Below are 19,385 nucleotides of genomic sequence, written 5' to 3'. Positions count from 1 at the left end.
AGTTTGTATTTTTTCTAATTTCTAACTTCTAACTTCTAACTTCTTTTTATCTTTGTAGTTCAAATTGATTATAATGGAAACGGTACTAAATAATGTTTTTCCTCCTAAGGAACCAAAACCAAAATGGTTACGTGTAAAATTACCTACTGGAAAAAAATATACAGAATTAAGAGGCTTAGTCGACAAATATAAATTAAACACGATTTGTACATCGGGTAGTTGTCCTAATATGGGTGAATGTTGGGGAGAAGGAACCGCTACATTTATGATATTAGGTAATATTTGTACGCGTTCTTGTGGTTTTTGTGGTGTAAAAACAGGAAGACCAGAAACGGTTGATTGGGATGAACCAGAAAAAGTAGCACGCTCTATCAAATTAATGAAAATTAAGCATGCGGTTATTACGAGTGTAGATAGAGATGACATTAAAGACATGGGATCAATAATTTGGGCAGAAACAGTGAAAGCCATTCGTAGAATGAACCCAAATACAACTTTAGAAACTTTAATTCCTGATTTTCAAGGCAACGAAAGAAATTTAGATCGAATTGTAGCAGTTGCACCTGAAGTAGTTTCTCACAATATGGAAACGGTAAAAAGATTGACTCGTGAAGTGCGTATTCAAGCTAAATACGAAAGAAGCTTAGAAGTACTTCGTTATCTTAAACAACAAGGTATTAAAAGAACCAAATCAGGAATTATGCTAGGTTTGGGAGAAACCGAAGAAGAAGTTATTCAAACCTTACACGATTTAAGAGAGGCAAATGTAGACATTGTAACCATAGGTCAATATTTACAACCAAGTAAAAAACATTTACCAGTAAAAGAATTTATCAAGCCAGAACAATTCGAAAAATATGAAAAAATTGGTAAAGAATTAGGTTTTAGACATGTAGAAAGTGGTGCCTTAGTACGATCTTCTTACCATGCTGAAAAACACATTCATTAATTTCGAAGTTTATTTTTTATAACAACTGTTTCATAGTTAGCTATCTATTAACCTTATAATCTCATCCCAAATATCTTGAAAACTCGCGTAGCAATTAACGGTTTCGGAAGAATTGGTAGAAATGTTTTCCGATTATTATTAAACCATCCTAATATAGAAGTTGTAGCTATTAACGACATAGCCGACAATAAAACCATGAGTCATTTAGTTAAATATGATAGCATCCATGGTGTTTTACAGGAAAACGTGAGCTATGATGAAAACGCCATTTTTATCAATGAAAAAGAATATTTATTTTTCCATGAAAGAGAAATTAAAAAGTTAGATTGGCAATCATTAGCTATTGATTTTGTAATTGAATCTACGGGTAAATTTAAGACTTGGGAAGCCATTTATCAACATATTCTAGCTGGAGCAAAAAAGGTAATTTTATCTGTACCACCAGAAGATGACACTATAAAAACAGTTGTTTTAGGTGTAAATGAAACTATTTTAGATGGATCTGAAATAATTATTTCCAATGCGAGTTGTACAACTAATAATGCAGCACCTATGATAAAAGTGCTTCAAGAACTTTGTGAAATTGAACAAGCTTATATTACCACAGTACATTCCTACACTACAGATCAGAGTTTACACGATCAACCCCATAAAGATTTAAGAAGAGCTCGAGGTGCTTCTCAATCTATTGTTCCTACTACAACTGGTGCTGCCAAAGCACTGACTAAGATTTTTCCTGAATTAGATGGTAAAATTGGAGGTTGCGGTATTCGCGTTCCTGTTCCTGATGGGTCATTAACAGATATTACCGTTAACGTAAAAAAAGAAGTTAGTATTGACGAAATTAATACTGCTTTTAAAAAAGCATCTGAAACCTATTTAAAAGGCATTTTAGATTATACCGAAGACCCTATCGTTTCGGTAGACATTATTGGCAACAGGCATTCTTGTTTATTTGACGCACAATTAACATCTGTAATTGATAAAATGATAAAAATTGTAGGTTGGTATGACAATGAAATTGGATATTCTTCAAGATTAATTCATCTTATTGAATATATCTCTAAAAAATAATATGATCTTCATAAATATATCGTAGTAAAAATAGCTTTCAAAAGAAAAAAAACATATTTTTGTTTAGAACTGTTTGACCGAAAAATTTAAAATTTAATTTTAATGAAAAGCTACTTATTTGCTTTTTTTTTCATTTGTACTTTTAGTTATTCTCAAGCCATTCTAAAAGAAAACACACAACTGAATGATAGTGTAGATTATTATTTAGAAATTGCTACATTTAATAAAGAAGACAAACATTCATACAACAGAGCTATTGTTTATACCGAAAAAGCAATAGAATTTGCTAAAAATAAAAAGTTAGCACATAAGTTACCCGATTGCTATCTGATACTTGGAAATATTTATTGTGATTTAGAAAAAACAGACACCGCAATAGAAAACTTTATACGAAGCATTAATTTATATAAAGAGAAAGAACCTACATCAAATTTAGCACTAACTTATTATAGCTTAGGAAAATGTTATCTAGAAAAGAATCAAGTAGAACTTTCCGAAGTCTATTTTAAAAAAGCGAGTGAAATTTATGAATCTTTAAATTTTAATGATGCTATCCAATTGATTAATATTCAAAAAGGAATCATTCAAAAAAACAAAAAAAACTACAATAAAGCTATTGCCATTTTTTCTTCAATTATTAATTCTATTAATAATGATACTTTCACAGAAACTAAAGTAGAAGCCTATTATCAAATTGGAGAAATCGAAATAATTAATAAAAAATATGAAGTTGCTATTGAAAATTTCAATCAAGCTTTAGCATTAAATAAAGAAAACTTAAAAAATGTTCAGCTAAAGAAAAAAATTTTAAAACAATTAAGCCATACGTATAAATTAAATAAAGACTATGCAAAATCTCAAGAGTTCTTAGAACAATATGTTGCTATTGCTGATTCATTAGGAAATTATTACAATCATTCTTTAACAGAAGATACTTTTGACAAAATTCAATTTGAAAAACAATTAAAAACAATTGAACAACTAGATAAAGATAAAAAAATACAGCAACGTTCACTTCGCTTTAATAAATTGATTAGTATTTTGAGTATTGCTCTCATTTCAATTTTGTCTTTATTAAGCTTATCCCTTTTTAAGAATAACAAAATTAGAATTAGTACAAACAAACTTCTAAAAGAGAAAAATAAAGAGTTAACCATTGAAAAAAACAAAGCGGAAAGAGCAAGCAAAGCGAGGGCAGAATTTTTAGCAACAGTTAGTCATGAATTACGCACACCGTTAAATGCTATTAATGGTATTACTTATTTATTACTAAACGAAAAACCAAAAGCAACACAATTAAACTATTTAAAATCGTTAGAGTTTTCAGGTAAATATCTTCTTGCTTTTATTAATGATATCTTAGAAATTAACCGTTTAGAATCGGATAAAGTTTTAGTCGAAAAAATAAACTTTAACTTAATTGAATTAATTGAAAACATCAGAATTTCATTTAATGAATTTATTGAAGAAAACAACATCACCTTTCATTTAGAAATAGACAAAACAATTAGCCCAACTATTATTGGTGATCCTACAAAAATCTCACAAATCATTATCAATTTAGTGAACAATGCGATTAAGTTTAGTAAAAATGGAGATGTTTGGCTTATTATTAAAAAGAAAACAGAATCAGATACCGATATCGAATTATCTTTTGAAGTAAGAGATAATGGCATTGGTATACCCAAAGACAAACAAGCTACTATTTTTGAAAGTTTTAGTCAAGGTTCAGTAGAAGTAAACCGCACTTATGGAGGCACAGGTTTAGGTCTATCTATAGTAAAAAAGATTGTTGAAATTTTAGGCAGTGAAATTTATTTAGATAGTGACACAAATAAAGGAACGAGTTTACAATTTGATTTAGCGTTCAAAAAGGGAACAGAAGATACTGAAACTGTACCACAAATCACTATTAAAGAAACTTCGCCCACAGCAAAGCAAAAAAGAATACTCTTGGTTGAAGACAATAAAATCAACCAAATGATTACTCAAAAAATGTTAGAACAAAAAGGAATTCCATCATTTACAATCGACAATGGTGAAGAAGCAATTGAACATCTTAAAACAAATGACTATGATTTAGTATTAATGGATGTGCATTTACCAGGCATTAATGGAACTGAAGCTACACAAGAAATCAGAAAATTTAATCCAACCATTCCAATCATTGCATTAACTGCCATTTCATTAAACGAAAACAGAGAAATGTTACTTTCTTATGGCATGAATGAAGTAATTATGAAACCTTTTGTTCCAGAAGAATTTTACGAAATATTATTTCGCTTTTTAAACACTAATACTGAAGAATAAAATTTTTAATCAGATTTCTAACGTGTGGTTCTGCTTTTTTTGCCGCTTCTAACACTTCTTCGTGGTTTACTTCTTCAATATTTTCTTCATTTCCCATATCGGTAATTACAGAAATACCTAAGCAATCCATATTCATATGTTTAGCCACAATAACTTCAGGAACTGTTGACATACCGACACAATCTGCTCCCATATTTTTAACCATGCGATATTCAGCCAAAGTTTCAAATGTAGGTCCTTGTAAAGCAAGATAAACCCCTTCCTGAACAGTAATATTCATTTCATTCGCAATTTCTTTTATTTTTACTAACATTGCTTTAGAATAAGGCTCACTCATATTTACAAAACGAGGTCCGAAGCGCTCATCATTATGACCTCTTAATGGATGTTCTGGCATCATGTTAATGTGATCCTTTATCAACATAATATCACCCACTTTAAAAGTAGGGTTTACTCCTCCTGAAGCATTGGAAACAATTAGTTTTTGAACACCTAATTGCTGCATCACACGAATAGGAAAAGTTACTTGTTTCATATCGTATCCTTCATAATAATGAAATCGTCCTTGCATAGCAACCACTTTTTTATCTCCTATTACTCCAAACAATAAAGCTCCTTTATGACCTTGTACAGTAGAAATCGGAAAATTCGGTATTTCTGTATACGAAATAGTATGCAAAATTTGAATATCATCTGCAAAACCACCTAAACCCGAACCTAAAACAATTCCATATTCTGGTTTAAAATTAGTTTTCTCAATGAGGTAATTAACTGTTTCTTGTATTTTTTCCCACATAATTTAAAATTTTAGAATTAAACCCAAATTCGTCGTTTATTACTCTACTCTGAATTGGTAAATAATACAATTGATTTGCTGGTAATTTTCCTTTCAAACGGACAAAATCCTTTTCGGTAGTAATTATCTTTCTTGCTTGTGCTACTTTCAAAATCTTCTGAACATCATCTGCTGTAAAGTTATGATGATCAGGAAAGGTTAAAACAGTATCGCTTTCTTTTTTTAAATAATCAAAAAATAATTCTGGTTTTGCAATACCTGCCAAAAGCAATACACTTTCATTACGCTCTTTAACGGCTAATTTAGCAGATTCCGAATATAAATAGTTATCATATTGAATGGTACTAAAATAAACAGGTATATCCTTTGCCATCAATTGTTGTTTTATTTTTATTTGTGCAATTTCCGATAAATCTTCAGGACATTTAGTGACAATTATCAGGTTTGCTCTTTTTTTTCCCATTTCTGGTTCTCTTAAGTTTCCAAATGGCAAAATATAATCGTCACTAAACAAATCGTTATAAGCTGTTAATAGGACATAAAAGCCTGCTCTTACTTTTCGGTGTTGAAAAGCATCATCTAACAAAATAACATCGGGTTTATGCACTAATAATTGCGTAATCCCATTTCTTCTATCTGCATCAACTGCCACTAAAACATTAGGAAATTTTGAAAAAAACAGAAAAGGTTCGTCTCCCAATTCTTTTGCTGAAACCGATTCGTCTGCTAAAATAAAGCCTTTAGATAACCTCTTATAGCCTCTGCTTAGCGTAGCTATTTTATACCCATCAAGTAATCGGATTAAATATTCAATTTGAGGCGTTTTACCTGTTCCTCCAACACTTAAATTACCTACAGCAATCACAGGAAGTGCATAAGATTGACTTTTAAAAACGCCTAAATCGTAAAAAATATTTCGTATAAATGTGATAATCCAATATACTATCGCAAGTGGAAATAATACTTTTCTTAAAAAAATCATAGTACGAAAGTAGCATTTTTTTATCTTTGAAATAAATATTTGTAGATGAAACTTTTTGAAATAATTGCAACTCTCGAGGAACTCGCACCTTTAGCTTATGCAGAAGATTTTGACAACGTAGGCTTACTAGTAGGAAATCAAAATGAAACGATAAATGGTATCTTAGTTTGTCATGATGCTTTAGAGAGTGTTATTGATGAAGCTATCTCAAAAAAATGCAACTTAGTGGTTTGCTTTCACCCTATTTTATTTTCTGGTTTAAAAAAAATTACGGGCAAAAATTATGTTGAAAGAGCAATTATCAAAGCGATAAAAAACGACATTGCTATTTATGCGATACATACTGCCTTAGACAATCACCAACAAGGCGTAAATAAAATTTTCAGCAATGCTATAGGTTTAGAAAATACCAAAATTTTAGTTCCGAAAGAAAATTTCATCAAAAAATTAGTAACCTATACGGTTTCAGAAAATGTGGTTGCATTACGAAACGCATTATTTGAAGCTGGAGCTGGTAAAATAGGTAATTATGAAGATTGTAGCTTTAGTAGTTCTGGAACAGGGACTTATTTAGGTAATGAAAATAGTAATCCAAAAATTGGAGCACGATTTGAATTTGTTGAAAATACCGAAATAAAAATCGAAGTAACTTTTGAAAAACATTTAGAATCTAAAATTCTGGCTGCTTTATTTAAAAATCATGTGTATGAAGAAGTTGCTTACGAACTTTATCATTTAACCAATAAACATCAAAATATTGGTTTAGGCATGATTGGAGAATTTACCGAAGCAAAATCGGAAGTAGATTTTTTACAACACATTAAAGAAAAAATGCAATGTGGAGGCATTAGACATAGTGCTTTTATACATAAAAAAATAAAAAAAGTAGCCGTTCTAGGAGGTTCTGGTAGTTTTGCAATAAAAGCTGCCTTACACGCTGGAGCTGATGCTTTTATCACTGCCGATTTAAAATACCATCAGTTTTATGAAGCCGAAGGAAAGCTCCTTTTGGCAGATATTGGTCATTTTGAGAGTGAAAGATACACAAAAAATTATATTGTTGATTATCTTAAAGAAAAAATCACTAATTTTGCAGTCGTTTTATCAGAAGAAAATACAAATCCTGTTCAATACTTTTAATATGGCAAACAAAAAAGAACTTAGCGTAGAAGACAAATTAAGAGCACTTTATGCTTTACAGCTAGTTGACTCAAAGATTGATGAAATACGTAATGTAAGAGGTGAACTTCCTCTTGAAGTGGAAGATTTAGAAGACGAAGTTGCCGGTCTAACTACTCGTTTAGATAAATTAAAATCAGATTTAGAAACTATTGATGTGCAAATTAAAGAAAAGAAAAATGCCATCGATGATCATAAAGCTAATATCAAAAAATACTTAGAGCAACAAAAAAATGTTCGTAATAACAGAGAATTCAACTCTTTAACAAAAGAAGTTGAGTACCAAGAGTTAGAAATCCAATTGGCTGAAAAGCACATTAGAGAGATGAAAGCTTCTATCGAACATAAAAAAGAAGTATTAACGCAGTCTAAAGAAAAATTAGACGGTAAACAACAACATTTAAAACATAAAAAAGCGGAGTTAAACGATATTATGTCTGAAACTGAAAAAGAAGAAAACTTCTTACAAGAAAAATCAGAAGAATATCAAACACAAATCGAAGACCGTTTATTACAAGCTTACCAAAGAATTAGAGGAAGTGTTAGAAATGGTTTAGCTGTTGTTTCTATTGAAAGAGGTGCTTCTGCTGGTTCTTTCTTTACTATTCCACCACAAACGCAAATGGAAATTGCGGGTCGTAAAAAAATTATTACTGATGAGCACAGTGGTAGAATTTTAATTGATAATGTTTTAGCTGAAGAGGTAAAAGAAGAAATGGAAAAATTATTTGCTAAGTTATAATTCTTTCATTCCTAATAAATTTATAAAATCCCGAAAAATTCTTTCGGGATTTTTTTATGGCTTGCATCTAAAAAGTAAGGTTCTTTTCTAGCCCCGATAGTAGCGGCATCCTTTTTTATTTTAGGTCCCTTTTTAGTGTTTTACCAAAGTATATGTGAAAAATAAAAAAGATATAGCGTATAGCGGGACAGTTTGATTTAAAAGTAGCTACGTTGTGCTTCAAAAAAAACAGTATTACTATTTAATAGGAAACGGTCAGTAATCTATAAAAAAACTATCTTTGCAGCATGGAAGAAGGAAATTTAATTCGGGTTAATAAGTTTTTATCAGAATCAGGATTTTGCTCTCGTAGAGAAGCCGATCGTTTAATTGAGCAAGGTCGTGTAACTATTAACGGACAAGTGCCTGAAATGGGGACCAAAGTGGGACCAGACGATGAAGTGCATGTGAATGGTAAATTAATCCAGGTAAAAAAAGAAGCTAAAATTTATTTGGCTTTCAACAAACCACCAGGTATTGAATGCACTACCAATTTAGAAGTAAAAGACAATATTATTGATTTTATCAATTATCCAGAGCGTATTTTCCCTATTGGTCGTTTAGACAAAGCTAGTGAAGGTTTGATTTTCCTTACAAATGATGGAGATATTGTAAATAAAATTCTACGTGCTAGAAACAATCACGAAAAAGAATATATTGTAACTGTAAATAAACCAATAACCGATCGTTTTATTCAGCGAATGAGTAATGGTATTCCTATTTTAGATACCATTACCCGAAAATGTAAAGTAGAACAAGTGAGCAAAACGGTTTTTCGAATTGTTTTAACGCAAGGATTAAACCGTCAAATACGCAGAATGTGTGAATATCTAGATTATGAGGTTGTGGCTTTAAAGCGTACACGAATTATTAATATTGCTTTGGATGTTCCTTTGGGCAAATATCGATTATTAACTAAAAAAGAAATTACCGATTTAAATCAATTAATTGCGCCTTCTAGTAAAACTGAAGAAGCTAGTTTACCAAGTAATAAAAGTAAATTTACTGGTAAAAGAAATTATAGAGATCGAAATAGGTAGTATTTATAAAATAACTTCCATTACATAATCGTCCATCACATAATTGTGACCGATATCGATAACTTCCTCTTCTACAATTGTAAAGCCTAATTTTTCATAGAAAAACTTTGCTTGATTGTATTTGTTTACATTTAAAAAAAGAGCTTTTTGGTTGTTCTCTACTGCTCTTTCTTTCACAAAATGTACCAATTGTTTCCCCAAGCCTGTTCCCTGTGTCTCGGGCAAAACATATATCTTATGGATTTTTGTTTTTTCTGGTTGGCAATTTAATTCGTAAGAAACAAAACCTACGGGCTTGTCATCTTCATTGATAACCATATAAAAAACATGTTTTTTATCAATTAATTGCGCTTCTAAGGCTTGAATATCATAAAATTCGGCAAGCATATACTCTAATTGTTCTTGAGATAAGATTTCTTTATATGCCACCGGCCAAATAGCATAGGCCAGTTCTTTAACGATTGCTAATTGTTCTTTTTCTATTTTAACAATGTTCATCAGAATAGGATTGAGATAGTTTTTTTTATTTATCGTAAAGAATAAAAAACCATTTAGAAAACTAAATGGTTTGTCTTTATTAACTCTTATTAAGCTTGTCCTGTTGGCCCAAAGTTTAAAGGAACCTGTGGCTGTTCTCCTTCTTCAATTTTACCATGAGCTGCTTCAAAGCGTTGGATATTTTCTGCCATAGCTTTCAATAATCTTTTAGCGTGCTGCGGAGTTAAAACAATACGTGATTTTACTTTTGCTTTAGGCACACCTGGCATAATTGCAATAAAATCGACCACAAACTCGCTGTTAGAATGATTAATAATAGCTAAATTAGAATAAATCCCTTCTGCCGTCTTTTCATCTAACTCAATATTAATTTGACCTTGTTGGTTATTATTATTTTCCATAAATACTAATTTTAAAAAAACCTAACAGAAAAAATCTGTTAGGTTTTGGTTATACTTTGCGGTAACGAGCTACTAATTATTAATAATTAAATTCTTCTTTAGCAGCCATTAACTCATTATACTCTTCTTTTGATCCTACGATGGTATTATCATATTCTCTCATACCAGTACCTGCAGGAATTCTGTGACCTACAATTACATTTTCTTTCAAGCCTTCTAAAGTATCTATTTTTCCAGCTACAGCTGCTTCATTTAATACTTTAGTTGTTTCTTGGAAAGAAGCTGCAGAAATGAATGATTTTGTTTGTAACGAAGCTCTAGTAATACCTTGAAGAACCGGTGTTGCAGTTGCTGTGATAATATCTCTGGCTACAACTAGGTTTTTATCTTCACGTTTTAGTAATGAGTTTTCATCACGTAATTGACGTGGCGTGATAATTTGACCTGCTTTAAGATTTTGAGAATCTCCTGCATCTTCAATTACTTTCATTCCGTATAATTTATCATTTTCAACGATAAAGTCACTTGTGTGAGCCAATTGATCTTCTAAGAATAAAGTATCTCCTGGATCTTGAATTTGAACTTTACGCATCATTTGACGAATTACTACCTCAAAGTGCTTGTCATTAATTTTTACCCCTTGCAAACGGTATACTTCTTGAATTTCATTTACTAAATACTGTTGTACAGCAGAAGGTCCTTTAATTCTTAAAATATCTTCTGGAGTAATTGCTCCATCAGAAAGTGGCATACCAGCTTTTACATAGTCATTTTCTTGAACTAAAATTTGGTTAGAAAGTTTTACTAAATATTTCTTCACTTCACCAAATTTAGATTCGATAGCAATCTCTCTATTTCCTCTCTTAATTTTACCAAAAGTAACCACTCCATCAATTTCAGAAACCACAGCAGGATTTGAAGGATTACGTGCTTCTAAAAGCTCTGTAATTCTTGGTAAACCTCCTGTAATATCCCCTGCTTTAGAAGAACGACGAGGAATTTTTACTAAAATTTTACCCGCTTTAATTTTCTCTCCATCATCAACCATTAAGTGTGCTCCTACTGGTAAGTTGTATGAACGAATTAGTTCACCATCTTTACCGTAAATATGTAATGTAGGAATTAATTTTTTATTACGAGATTCAGAAATTACTTTTTCTTGGAAACCAGTTTGCTCATCAATTTCAACTACAAACGAATCCCCTTGTTTGATATCTTCATATTCTACTTTACCCGTAAATTCAGAAATAATAACTCCATTATATGGATCCCATTTACAGATGGTAGTTCCTTTTTCAACCGTTTCACCGTCTTTTACGAAAATACTAGAACCATAAGGAATATTATGTGTATTTAAAACGATACCTGTAGTTACATCTACTAATTTTAACTCAGTAGAACGTGAAATTACAATATCCACTGAATTTCCTTCTGCATCTTCTCCGATAACTGTTTTTAAATCTTCGATTTCTAAACGACCTGCAAATTTAGTAACAATGCTTGACTCTTCAGATAATCCTCCAGCAACCCCTCCAACGTGGAACGTACGAAGTGTTAACTGTGTACCAGGCTCACCAATTGACTGTGCAGCAATAACTCCAACAGCTTCTCCTTTTTGAGTCATTTTACCAGTTGCTAAGTTTCTTCCGTAACATTTAGCACAAATTCCTTTTTCAGCTTCACAAGTTAATGGAGAACGCACTTCAATTCTTTCTAAAGGAGAGTTCTCAATTTTTCTAACTAAAGCTTCTGTAATTTGTTCTCCAGCTGGAACTAATACTTCAGAAGTTAAAGGATTGATTACATCATGTAAAGCCACACGACCTAAAATTCTCTCTCCTAAAGACTCAACAATTTCTTCATTTTTCTTTAATGCTGTAACCTCAATTCCTCTTAAAGTACCACAATCTACTGAGTTTACAATAACATCTTGTGATACGTCATGTAACCTTCTTGTTAAGTATCCTGCATCGGCAGTTTTAAGAGCAGTATCCGCAAGACCCTTACGAGCACCGTGAGTTGAGATAAAGTATTCTAAGATTGATAATCCTTCTTTAAAGTTAGAAAGAATCGGGTTTTCAATAATTTCACCACCACCAGCAGTCGATTTTTTAGGCTTAGCCATCAAACCACGCATACCAGTTAACTGACGAATTTGCTCTTTAGAACCCCTCGCACCAGAATCAAGCATCATATATACCGAGTTGAATCCTTGTTGGTCTTCTCTAATGTTTTTCATTGCTAATTCTGTTAACAATGCATTAGTAGATGTCCAAACGTCAATTACCTGATTATAACGCTCATTATTTGTAATAAGCCCCATGTTATAGTTCATTGTAATCGCTTCAACTTGTTCATTTGCATCTGCAATTAAATCTTGTTTCTTCTCTGGGATAATAATATCCCCTAAACTGAATGATAAACCACCTTGGAAAGCGAATTTATAACCCATGTTTTTCATATCATCTAAGAAAGCAGCAGTTGTAGGTACATCTGTTACTCCTAAGATTTTACCAATAATATCACGTAATGATTTTTTAGTTAAGACTTCGTTGATATAACCCGCTTGTTCAGGAACCACTTCATTAAATAATACTCTACCAGCAGTAGTTTGAATTACTTTATAAACTAATTCACCATTTTCGTTAAAATCTTTTGCTCTAACTTTAATACGAGCATTTAAGTCTAATTTACCTTCGTTAATTGCAATATTTACTTCTTCAGCTGAGTAAAAAGTTAAACCTTCTCCTTTAATTTTTAATTCAGGAGTTGATAAACGCTCTTTAGTCATATAATATAAACCAAGAACCATGTCCTGAGAAGGTACAGTAATAGGTGCACCATTTGCAGGGTTCAAGATATTATGAGAAGCTAGCATTAATAATTGTGCTTCTAAAATTGCTTCAGGTCCTAAAGGTAAGTGAACAGCCATCTGGTCACCATCGAAATCGGCGTTAAATGCAGTACACGTTAATGGGTGTAACTGAATTGCTTTTCCTTCGATTAATTTTGGTTGGAAAGCCTGAATACCTAAACGGTGAAGTGTAGGAGCACGATTCAATAATACTGGATGACCTTTAATTACATTTTCTAAGATATCCCATACTACTGGTTCTTTTTTATCAATAATTTTCTTAGCTGATTTTACCGTTTTAACAATACCTCTTTCAATTAATTTACGAATTACAAAAGGTTTGTATAATTCAGCAGCCATATCTTTTGGTAAACCACACTCATACATCTTCAATTCAGGTCCCACAACAATTACAGAACGAGCTGAATAATCCACACGTTTACCTAATAAGTTTTGACGGAAACGACCTTGTTTACCTTTTAAGGAATCCGATAACGATTTTAAAGGTCTGTTTGATTCTGTCTTAACAGCAGATGCTTTTCTAGTATTATCAAATAACGAATCTACTGCTTCTTGAAGCATACGTTTTTCGTTACGTAAGATAACTTCTGGAGCTTTAATCTCAACTAATCTTTTTAAACGATTGTTACGAATAATTACCCTTCTATACAAATCATTTAAATCTGAAGTTGCGAAACGACCTCCATCAAGTGGCACTAACGGACGTAATTCTGGTGGAATAACTGGAATTACTTTTAAAATCATCCATTCTGGTAGATTTTCTCTGTTTAAGTTAGCTTCACGGAACGATTCAACGATATTTAAACGTTTTAAAGCTTCTGTTTTACGTTGTTTAGATGTTTCTGTGTTTGCAGCATGACGCAATTCAAACGACAAAGAATCTAAATCTATTCTAGATAATAAATCCATGATACATTCAGCACCCATTTTAGCGATGAATTTATTTGGATCGGTATCATCTAAATATTGATTTTCCATTGGAAGTGTATCTAAAATATTTAAATACTCTTCTTCCGTTAAGAAATCTAATTTATTTAATGTTTCTCCTTCTGGACCTTTAGCAATACCTGGTTGAATTACTACGTATCTTTCGTAGTAAATAATCATATCTAATTTCTTAGAAGGTAATCCTAAAATATAACCAATTTTATTTGGTAACGAACGGAAATACCAGATGTGAGCGATAGGTACCACTAAATTAATGTGACCTACTCTATCTCTACGAACTTTCTTTTCTGTTACTTCAACACCACAACGGTCACAAACAATCCCTTTATAACGGATTCTTTTATATTTTCCGCAGGCACATTCATAATCCTTTACTGGTCCGAAAATTCTTTCACAGAAAAGACCATCTCTTTCAGGTTTGTGCGTACGATAGTTAATAGTTTCTGGTTTTAAAACCTCACCTCTTGACTCTGCCAAAATAGATTCTGGTGAAGCCAATCCTATCGTAATTCTGTTAAATCTTTTAACGGTGTTTTTATCTTTTAATCTTGTCATGATCTGATTACTATCGATTTTTTGTAAAAAACTTTTTGTTCAGTTATACAGTCCTAAAATATGTATATTTAGGAAACAGCCTCAGTATTCAGTCGCAAAACTGATTACTGCGACTGAGACTGTTACTGCTTATTTATTCTTCTAATCTGATGTCTAAACCAAGACCTTTCAATTCATGCATTAATACATTGAATGATTCTGGTAATCCTGGTTCTGGCATTGTTTCTCCTTTTACGATTGATTCGTAAGTTTTAGCTCTACCGATTACATCATCAGATTTAACCGTCAATATTTCTCTTAAAGTACTAGATGCACCGTATGCTTCAAGTGCCCAAACCTCCATTTCTCCAAAACGCTGACCTCCGAATTGCGCTTTACCTCCTAATGGCTGTTGCGTAATTAATGAGTATGGACCAATAGAACGAGCGTGCATTTTATCATCTACCATGTGTCCTAATTTTAACATGTAAATTACACCCACAGTTGCTGGCTGGTGGAAACGTTCTCCAGTACCTCCATCATACAAGTAAGTATGACCAAATCTTGGAATTCCTGCTTCATCAGTTAAGGCATTGATTTGATCTAAAGATGCACCATCAAAAATAGGTGTTGCGAACTTTCTTCCTAAGTTCATTCCAGCCCATCCTAATACGGTTTCATAAATCTGACCAATGTTCATACGAGAAGGCACCCCAAGTGGGTTTAACACGATATCAACCGGTGTTCCATCTTCTAAGAAAGGCATATCTTCATGTCTTACTATTCTTGCCACAATACCTTTGTTACCGTGACGACCTGCCATTTTATCACCAACTTTTAACTTACGTTTTTTAGCGATGTAAACTTTAGCTAACTTTAAGATACCTGCTGGTAATTCATCTCCAACAGTAATAGTAAATTTCTCTCTTCTTAACCATCCTTGTAAGTCATTCAACTTAATTTTGAAGTTATGAACTAAATCATTTACCATTTTATTTGTAATCTCATCAGTTGTCCATTGTCCTTTTGTTAAATGAGCAAAATCATCTACTGATTGTAACATTTTCTTCGTGAATTTTTTACCTTTTGGTAATACTTCTTCACCTAAATCATTCATTACACCTTGTGATGTTTTACCATCAATAATAACAAATAATTTTTCGATTAACTTGTCTTTTAACTCATTGAATTTTACTTCAAATTCTATATCAAGTTTGTCTATATCTTCTTTATCTTTAGAACGCTTACGCTTATCTTTAACAGCTTTAGCAAATAATTTTTTATCTAAAACTACTCCGTGTAACGATGGAGATGCTTTTAAAGATGCGTCTTTAACATCACCAGCTTTGTCTCCAAAAATAGCGCGTAATAATTTTTCTTCAGGTGTTGGATCTGACTCTCCCTTTGGAGTAATTTTTCCAATAAGAATATCGCCAGGTTTTACTTCCGCACCAATTCTAATCATTCCATTTTCATCTAAATCTTTAGTAGCTTCTTCAGAAACATTTGGAATATCATTTGTTAATTCTTCATTACCTAATTTCGTATCACGAACTTCTAACGAATAATCATCAATATGGATTGAAGTAAAAATATCATCACGAACTACTTTTTCAGAAATTACAATCGCATCCTCGAAGTTATACCCTTTCCAAGGCATGAAGGCTACTTTCAAGTTTCTACCTAAAGCTAGTTCTCCGTTTTGTGTTGCATATCCTTCACAAAGTACCTGTCCTTTTGCAACTTTATCTCCTTTTCTAACGATTGGTTTTAAGTTGATTGAAGTACTTTGGTTCGTTTTTCTAAATTTAATTAATTGGTATGTTTTTTCATCCTCTTCAAAACTTACCATTCTTTCTTCTTCCGTTCTATCGTATTTGATGGTAATTTTATTTGCATCAACATAAGTAACGATACCATCTCCTTCAGCATTAATAAGTACACGAGAATCAGACGCTACTTGTCTTTCTAAACCAGTTCCTACAATTGGAGATTCTGGTCTTAATAAAGGAACAGCCTGACGCATCATGTTTGATCCCATCAAGGCACGGTTCGCATCATCATGCTCTAAGAAAGGAATTAAAGAAGCAGAAATAGAAGCAATTTGATTTGGTGCAACGTCAGTGTAATGAACAACATTTGGTTCCACAACTGGAAAATCACCTTCTTCACGAGCAATAACTCTTTCAGCTGTAATTTTACCTCCATCATTCATTTCAATGTTTGCTTGTGCAATCATTTTTCCTTCTTCTTCTTCTGCACTCAAGTAAATTGGTTCTGATTCTAAATCTACAACACCATCAGTTACTTTACGATAAGGGGTTTCGATGAATCCCATTCCGTTAACTTTAGCATAAACTCCTAAAGAAGAAATCAAACCAATGTTTGGTCCTTCAGGTGTTTCAATAGGACATAAACGTCCATAATGCGTATAGTGAACGTCACGCACCTCGAAACCAGCTCTTTCTCTAGATAAACCTCCAGGTCCAAGTGCAGATAAACGACGTTTGTGAGTAATCTCGGCTAATGGATTTGTTTGATCCATAAATTGAGATAACTGATTGGTTCCAAAGAAAGAGTTGATTACCGATGATAATGTTTTTGCATTAATCAAATCGATAGGTGTAAATACCTCGTTATCTCTAACGTTCATTCTTTCTCTAATTGTTCTTGCCATACGAGCAAGTCCAACTCCGAATTGTGAAGACAATTGCTCTCCAACTGTTCTTACACGTCTATTAGATAAGTGATCAATATCATCAATTTCTGCTTTAGAATTGATTAATTCAATCAAATATTTAACGATAGTTATGATATCCTCTTTGGTTAAGACTTGCTTTTCCATTGGAATATCTAACTGTAATTTTTTGTTCATTCTATAACGACCAACTTCACCTAAGTTATAACGTTGATCAGAAAAGAATAATTTATCTATAATACCGCGAGCCGTTTCCTCATCAGGTGGTTCAGCGTTACGTAATTGTCTATAAATATGTTCAACAGCCTCTTTTTCAGAGTTTGTTGGGTCTTTCTGTAAAGTATTGTGAATAATAGTATAATCAGCTGCATTATTATCTTCTTTATGTAAAAGAATAGCTTTAACATCTGCATCAATAATTTCTTCAACATTATCTTTATCTAAGATTGTATCACGATCTAAAATAATTTCATTACGTTCTATCGATACAACTTCACCAGTATCTTCATCTACGAAATCTTCATGCCAAGTATTTAAAACACGAGCAGCAAGTTTTCTTCCAATATATTTTTTTATTCCTGTTTTAGAAACTTTAATTTCTTCAGCTAAATCAAATATCTCTAGAATATCTTTATCTCTTTCGAAACCAATAGCTCTAAACAAAGTTGTAACAGGTAATTTTTTCTTTCTATCAATGTATGCATACATTACACTATTGATATCCGTAGCAAATTCAATCCAAGAACCTTTGAAAGGAATAATTCTTGCTGAGTATAATTTCGTTCCATTTGCATGGAATGATTGTCCAAAGAAAACACCCGGAGAACGGTGCAACTGAGATACAACAACACGTTCAGCTCCATTAATTACGAATGTTCCACTAGGAGTCATATAAGGAATAGTTCCTAAATACACATCTTGAACAATTGTCTCAAAATCTTCATGCTCTGGATCTGTACAGTATAATTTTAGCCTAGCTTTTAAAGGCACGCTGTATGTTAATCCTCTGTCAATACATTCTTCAATTGTATACCTTGGTGGGTCTATAAAGTAATCAAGAAATTCTAAAACGAATTGATTTCTCGTATCCGTTATTGGGAAATTTTCCATGAAGGTGTTATAGAGACCTTCGTTGCCTCTTTCGTCAGATTTTGTTTCCAATTGGAAAAAATCCTTAAAAGATTTCACCTGAATATCCAAAAAGTCAGGATAATTAGGAATATTCTTAGTAGAAGCAAAATTTAATCTTTCAGTCTGATTAGTAATCATCAATGGACAAATTTTATTTAGAAAAAAATTAAAAACGTATAAAACGATAATATACGCAAAATGGTTTAGGTCTTTGAGAGCTTATCTCAAGACCTAAACCTGCTTTGTAAACTAAATTTAGCTTATTTAAGCTCAACTACAGCACCAGCTTCTTCTAAAGCTTTCTTAAGACCTTCAGCCTCATCTTTAGAAACTCCTTCTTTAACGTTTGCAGGAGCACCGTCTACCATATCTTTAGCTTCTTTAAGACCTAAACCAGTTAATTCTTTAACTGCTTTTACAACTGCTAATTTAGAAGCACCTGCATCTTTTAATACAACTGTAAACTCAGTTTGTTCAGCAGCAGCACCAGCACCGTCTCCACCTCCAGAAACTACAACTGCAGCAGCAGCTGGCTCGATACCATACTCATCTTTTAATATTGTTGCTAATTCATTAACTTCTTTAACAGTTAAGTTAACTAATTGTTCTGCGAATTGTTTCAAATCTGCCATTTTTCTATCTTTTAAAATGTTTTGTAAAAATTATAATTTATTAATGTGCGTTCATTATTATTCAGCCGCGTCTTCTTTACCTTCTTGATTTTGAAGTGCAGCAATAACTCTTTGAGCTGGTGATTGTAATAATCCAATGATTTCACCAATAACTTCAGCTCTAGATTTGATTGAAGCTAATTTATCTAAGTTTTCATCACCGATATAAACATCCTCAGTAATGTAAGCACCTTTTAAAATTGGCTTACTTCCCTTTTTACGGAATTCTTTGATGATTTTCGCAGGAGCATTAGCAACATCAGAAATCATTACAGAAGTATTTCCTTTTAAAACTGATGGTAAATCACCAAAATCAGTATCAGAAGCTTCCATTGCTTTTTCAAGCAAAGTATTTTTAACTACCTCTAATTTGATTCCTGCTTTAAAACAAGCTCTTCTTAAGTTTGAAGTAGAATCTGCATCTAGTCCCGAAGTATCTGCTAAATAGATAACATTTACTCCCGCTAACTTTGCAGTTAAATCTTCAATAGCGATTGATTTTTCTTCTCTAGTCATAT

Annotated in this window: 14 protein-coding genes; 6 read left to right on the top strand and 8 right to left on the bottom strand. The window is 32.3% G+C overall.

Features of this window, described 5'->3' with window-relative positions; all coding sequences use genetic code 11:
- Positions 1 to 73: 73 nt before the first annotated feature.
- The 3 genes from lipA (at position 74) to CX675_RS16975 (ending at position 4,333) form a co-directional block, all read left to right on the top strand.
- Positions 74 to 949 (top strand): lipoyl synthase, encoded by an 876-nt coding sequence (gene lipA / locus CX675_RS16985; RefSeq protein ID WP_130736444.1) that lies wholly within the window; start codon positions 74 to 76, stop codon positions 947 to 949.
- A 75-nt stretch (positions 950 to 1,024) separates the two neighbouring features.
- The gene (gene gap, locus CX675_RS16980) at positions 1,025 to 2,023 is read left to right on the top strand and encodes a type I glyceraldehyde-3-phosphate dehydrogenase (RefSeq protein ID WP_130736443.1); all 999 of its coding nucleotides are present in this window, start codon (positions 1,025 to 1,027) and stop codon (positions 2,021 to 2,023) included.
- Between the two features lie 102 nt (positions 2,024 to 2,125).
- Positions 2,126 to 4,333 carry an ATP-binding protein gene (locus CX675_RS16975; RefSeq protein WP_130736442.1) on the top strand — a complete coding sequence of 736 codons (2,208 nt, stop codon included), beginning with the start codon at positions 2,126 to 2,128 and terminating at the stop codon, positions 4,331 to 4,333.
- On the opposite strand, the gene CX675_RS16970 is transcribed toward CX675_RS16975, so the two are convergent.
- The gene (locus CX675_RS16970; RefSeq protein WP_130736441.1) at positions 4,317 to 5,129 is read right to left on the bottom strand and encodes a purine-nucleoside phosphorylase; all 813 of its coding nucleotides are present in this window, start codon (positions 5,127 to 5,129) and stop codon (positions 4,317 to 4,319) included. The two genes, CX675_RS16975 and CX675_RS16970, sit on opposite strands and share 17 nt — an antisense overlap.
- Positions 5,101 to 6,111, bottom strand: a complete 1,011-nt coding sequence (gene lpxK, locus CX675_RS16965) for a tetraacyldisaccharide 4'-kinase (protein WP_130736440.1) — start codon at positions 6,109 to 6,111, stop codon at positions 5,101 to 5,103. The genes CX675_RS16970 and lpxK overlap by 29 nt, the downstream gene beginning before the upstream one ends.
- Positions 6,112 to 6,156: 45 nt before the next feature.
- Between lpxK and CX675_RS16960 the strand changes: the two genes are divergently transcribed.
- From CX675_RS16960 to rluF, 3 genes are all read left to right on the top strand, one after another.
- The gene (locus tag CX675_RS16960; protein ID WP_130736439.1) at positions 6,157 to 7,251 is read left to right on the top strand and encodes a Nif3-like dinuclear metal center hexameric protein; all 1,095 of its coding nucleotides are present in this window, start codon (positions 6,157 to 6,159) and stop codon (positions 7,249 to 7,251) included.
- A 1-nt stretch (position 7,252) separates the two neighbouring features.
- A complete protein-coding gene (locus CX675_RS16955; RefSeq protein WP_130736438.1) occupies positions 7,253 to 8,032 on the top strand; it encodes a zinc ribbon domain-containing protein in 780 nt (259 codons plus the stop codon).
- 287 nt (positions 8,033 to 8,319) lie between these two features.
- Positions 8,320 to 9,111 carry a 23S rRNA pseudouridine(2604) synthase RluF gene (gene rluF, locus CX675_RS16950; RefSeq protein ID WP_130736437.1) on the top strand — a complete coding sequence of 264 codons (792 nt, stop codon included), beginning with the start codon at positions 8,320 to 8,322 and terminating at the stop codon, positions 9,109 to 9,111.
- A gap of 3 nt (positions 9,112 to 9,114) precedes the next feature.
- On the opposite strand, the gene CX675_RS16945 is transcribed toward rluF, so the two are convergent.
- From CX675_RS16945 to rplJ, 6 genes are all read right to left on the bottom strand, one after another.
- Positions 9,115 to 9,609, bottom strand: coding sequence for a GNAT family N-acetyltransferase (locus tag CX675_RS16945; RefSeq protein ID WP_130736436.1), 495 nt, complete (start codon positions 9,607 to 9,609; stop codon positions 9,115 to 9,117).
- Positions 9,610 to 9,698: 89 nt separating this feature from the next.
- Positions 9,699 to 10,010 (bottom strand): DUF3467 domain-containing protein, encoded by a 312-nt coding sequence (locus CX675_RS16940; protein ID WP_130736435.1) that lies wholly within the window; start codon positions 10,008 to 10,010, stop codon positions 9,699 to 9,701.
- A 79-nt stretch (positions 10,011 to 10,089) separates the two neighbouring features.
- Positions 10,090 to 14,388, bottom strand: coding sequence for a DNA-directed RNA polymerase subunit beta' (gene rpoC, locus CX675_RS16935; protein WP_130736434.1), 4,299 nt, complete (start codon positions 14,386 to 14,388; stop codon positions 10,090 to 10,092).
- Between the two features lie 133 nt (positions 14,389 to 14,521).
- Positions 14,522 to 18,334: a DNA-directed RNA polymerase subunit beta gene (rpoB, locus tag CX675_RS16930; RefSeq protein WP_130736433.1), complete on the bottom strand. Its 3,813-nt coding sequence runs from the start codon at positions 18,332 to 18,334 to the stop codon at positions 14,522 to 14,524.
- A gap of 122 nt (positions 18,335 to 18,456) precedes the next feature.
- Positions 18,457 to 18,828, bottom strand: a complete 372-nt coding sequence (rplL, locus tag CX675_RS16925; protein ID WP_130736432.1) for a 50S ribosomal protein L7/L12 — start codon at positions 18,826 to 18,828, stop codon at positions 18,457 to 18,459.
- A gap of 57 nt (positions 18,829 to 18,885) precedes the next feature.
- Positions 18,886 to 19,383 (bottom strand): 50S ribosomal protein L10, encoded by a 498-nt coding sequence (rplJ, locus tag CX675_RS16920; RefSeq protein WP_130736431.1) that lies wholly within the window; start codon positions 19,381 to 19,383, stop codon positions 18,886 to 18,888.
- Positions 19,384 to 19,385: the final 2 nt, after the last annotated feature.

This window comes from Flavobacterium sp. J27 (assembly GCF_004303025.1).
GTDB lineage: Bacteria > Bacteroidota > Bacteroidia > Flavobacteriales > Flavobacteriaceae > Flavobacterium.
Note: the sequence above shows the minus strand (reverse complement) of the source record. Positions and strands in the feature narration are given on the sequence as shown.

What these genes read in the sequence shown, in the direction of transcription:
- lipA (WP_130736444.1), top strand. Translation starts at nt 74, where the DNA reads ATGGAAACGGTACTAAATAATGTTTTTCCTCCTAAGGAACCAAAACCA.
- CX675_RS16975 (WP_130736442.1), top strand. Translation starts at nt 2,126, where the DNA reads ATGAAAAGCTACTTATTTGCTTTTTTTTTCATTTGTACTTTTAGTTAT.
- CX675_RS16970 (WP_130736441.1), bottom strand. Translation starts at nt 5,129, where the DNA reads ATGTGGGAAAAAATACAAGAAACAGTTAATTACCTCATTGAGAAAACT.
- lpxK (WP_130736440.1), bottom strand. Translation starts at nt 6,111, where the DNA reads ATGATTTTTTTAAGAAAAGTATTATTTCCACTTGCGATAGTATATTGG.
- CX675_RS16960 (WP_130736439.1), top strand. Translation starts at nt 6,157, where the DNA reads ATGAAACTTTTTGAAATAATTGCAACTCTCGAGGAACTCGCACCTTTA.
- CX675_RS16955 (WP_130736438.1), top strand. Translation starts at nt 7,253, where the DNA reads ATGGCAAACAAAAAAGAACTTAGCGTAGAAGACAAATTAAGAGCACTT.
- rluF (WP_130736437.1), top strand. Translation starts at nt 8,320, where the DNA reads ATGGAAGAAGGAAATTTAATTCGGGTTAATAAGTTTTTATCAGAATCA.
- CX675_RS16945 (WP_130736436.1), bottom strand. Translation starts at nt 9,609, where the DNA reads ATGAACATTGTTAAAATAGAAAAAGAACAATTAGCAATCGTTAAAGAA.
- CX675_RS16940 (WP_130736435.1), bottom strand. Translation starts at nt 10,010, where the DNA reads ATGGAAAATAATAATAACCAACAAGGTCAAATTAATATTGAGTTAGAT.
- rpoC (WP_130736434.1), bottom strand. Translation starts at nt 14,388, where the DNA reads ATGACAAGATTAAAAGATAAAAACACCGTTAAAAGATTTAACAGAATT.
- rpoB (WP_130736433.1), bottom strand. Translation starts at nt 18,334, where the DNA reads ATGATTACTAATCAGACTGAAAGATTAAATTTTGCTTCTACTAAGAAT.
- rplL (WP_130736432.1), bottom strand. Translation starts at nt 18,828, where the DNA reads ATGGCAGATTTGAAACAATTCGCAGAACAATTAGTTAACTTAACTGTT.
- rplJ (WP_130736431.1), bottom strand. Translation starts at nt 19,383, where the DNA reads ATGACTAGAGAAGAAAAATCAATCGCTATTGAAGATTTAACTGCAAAG.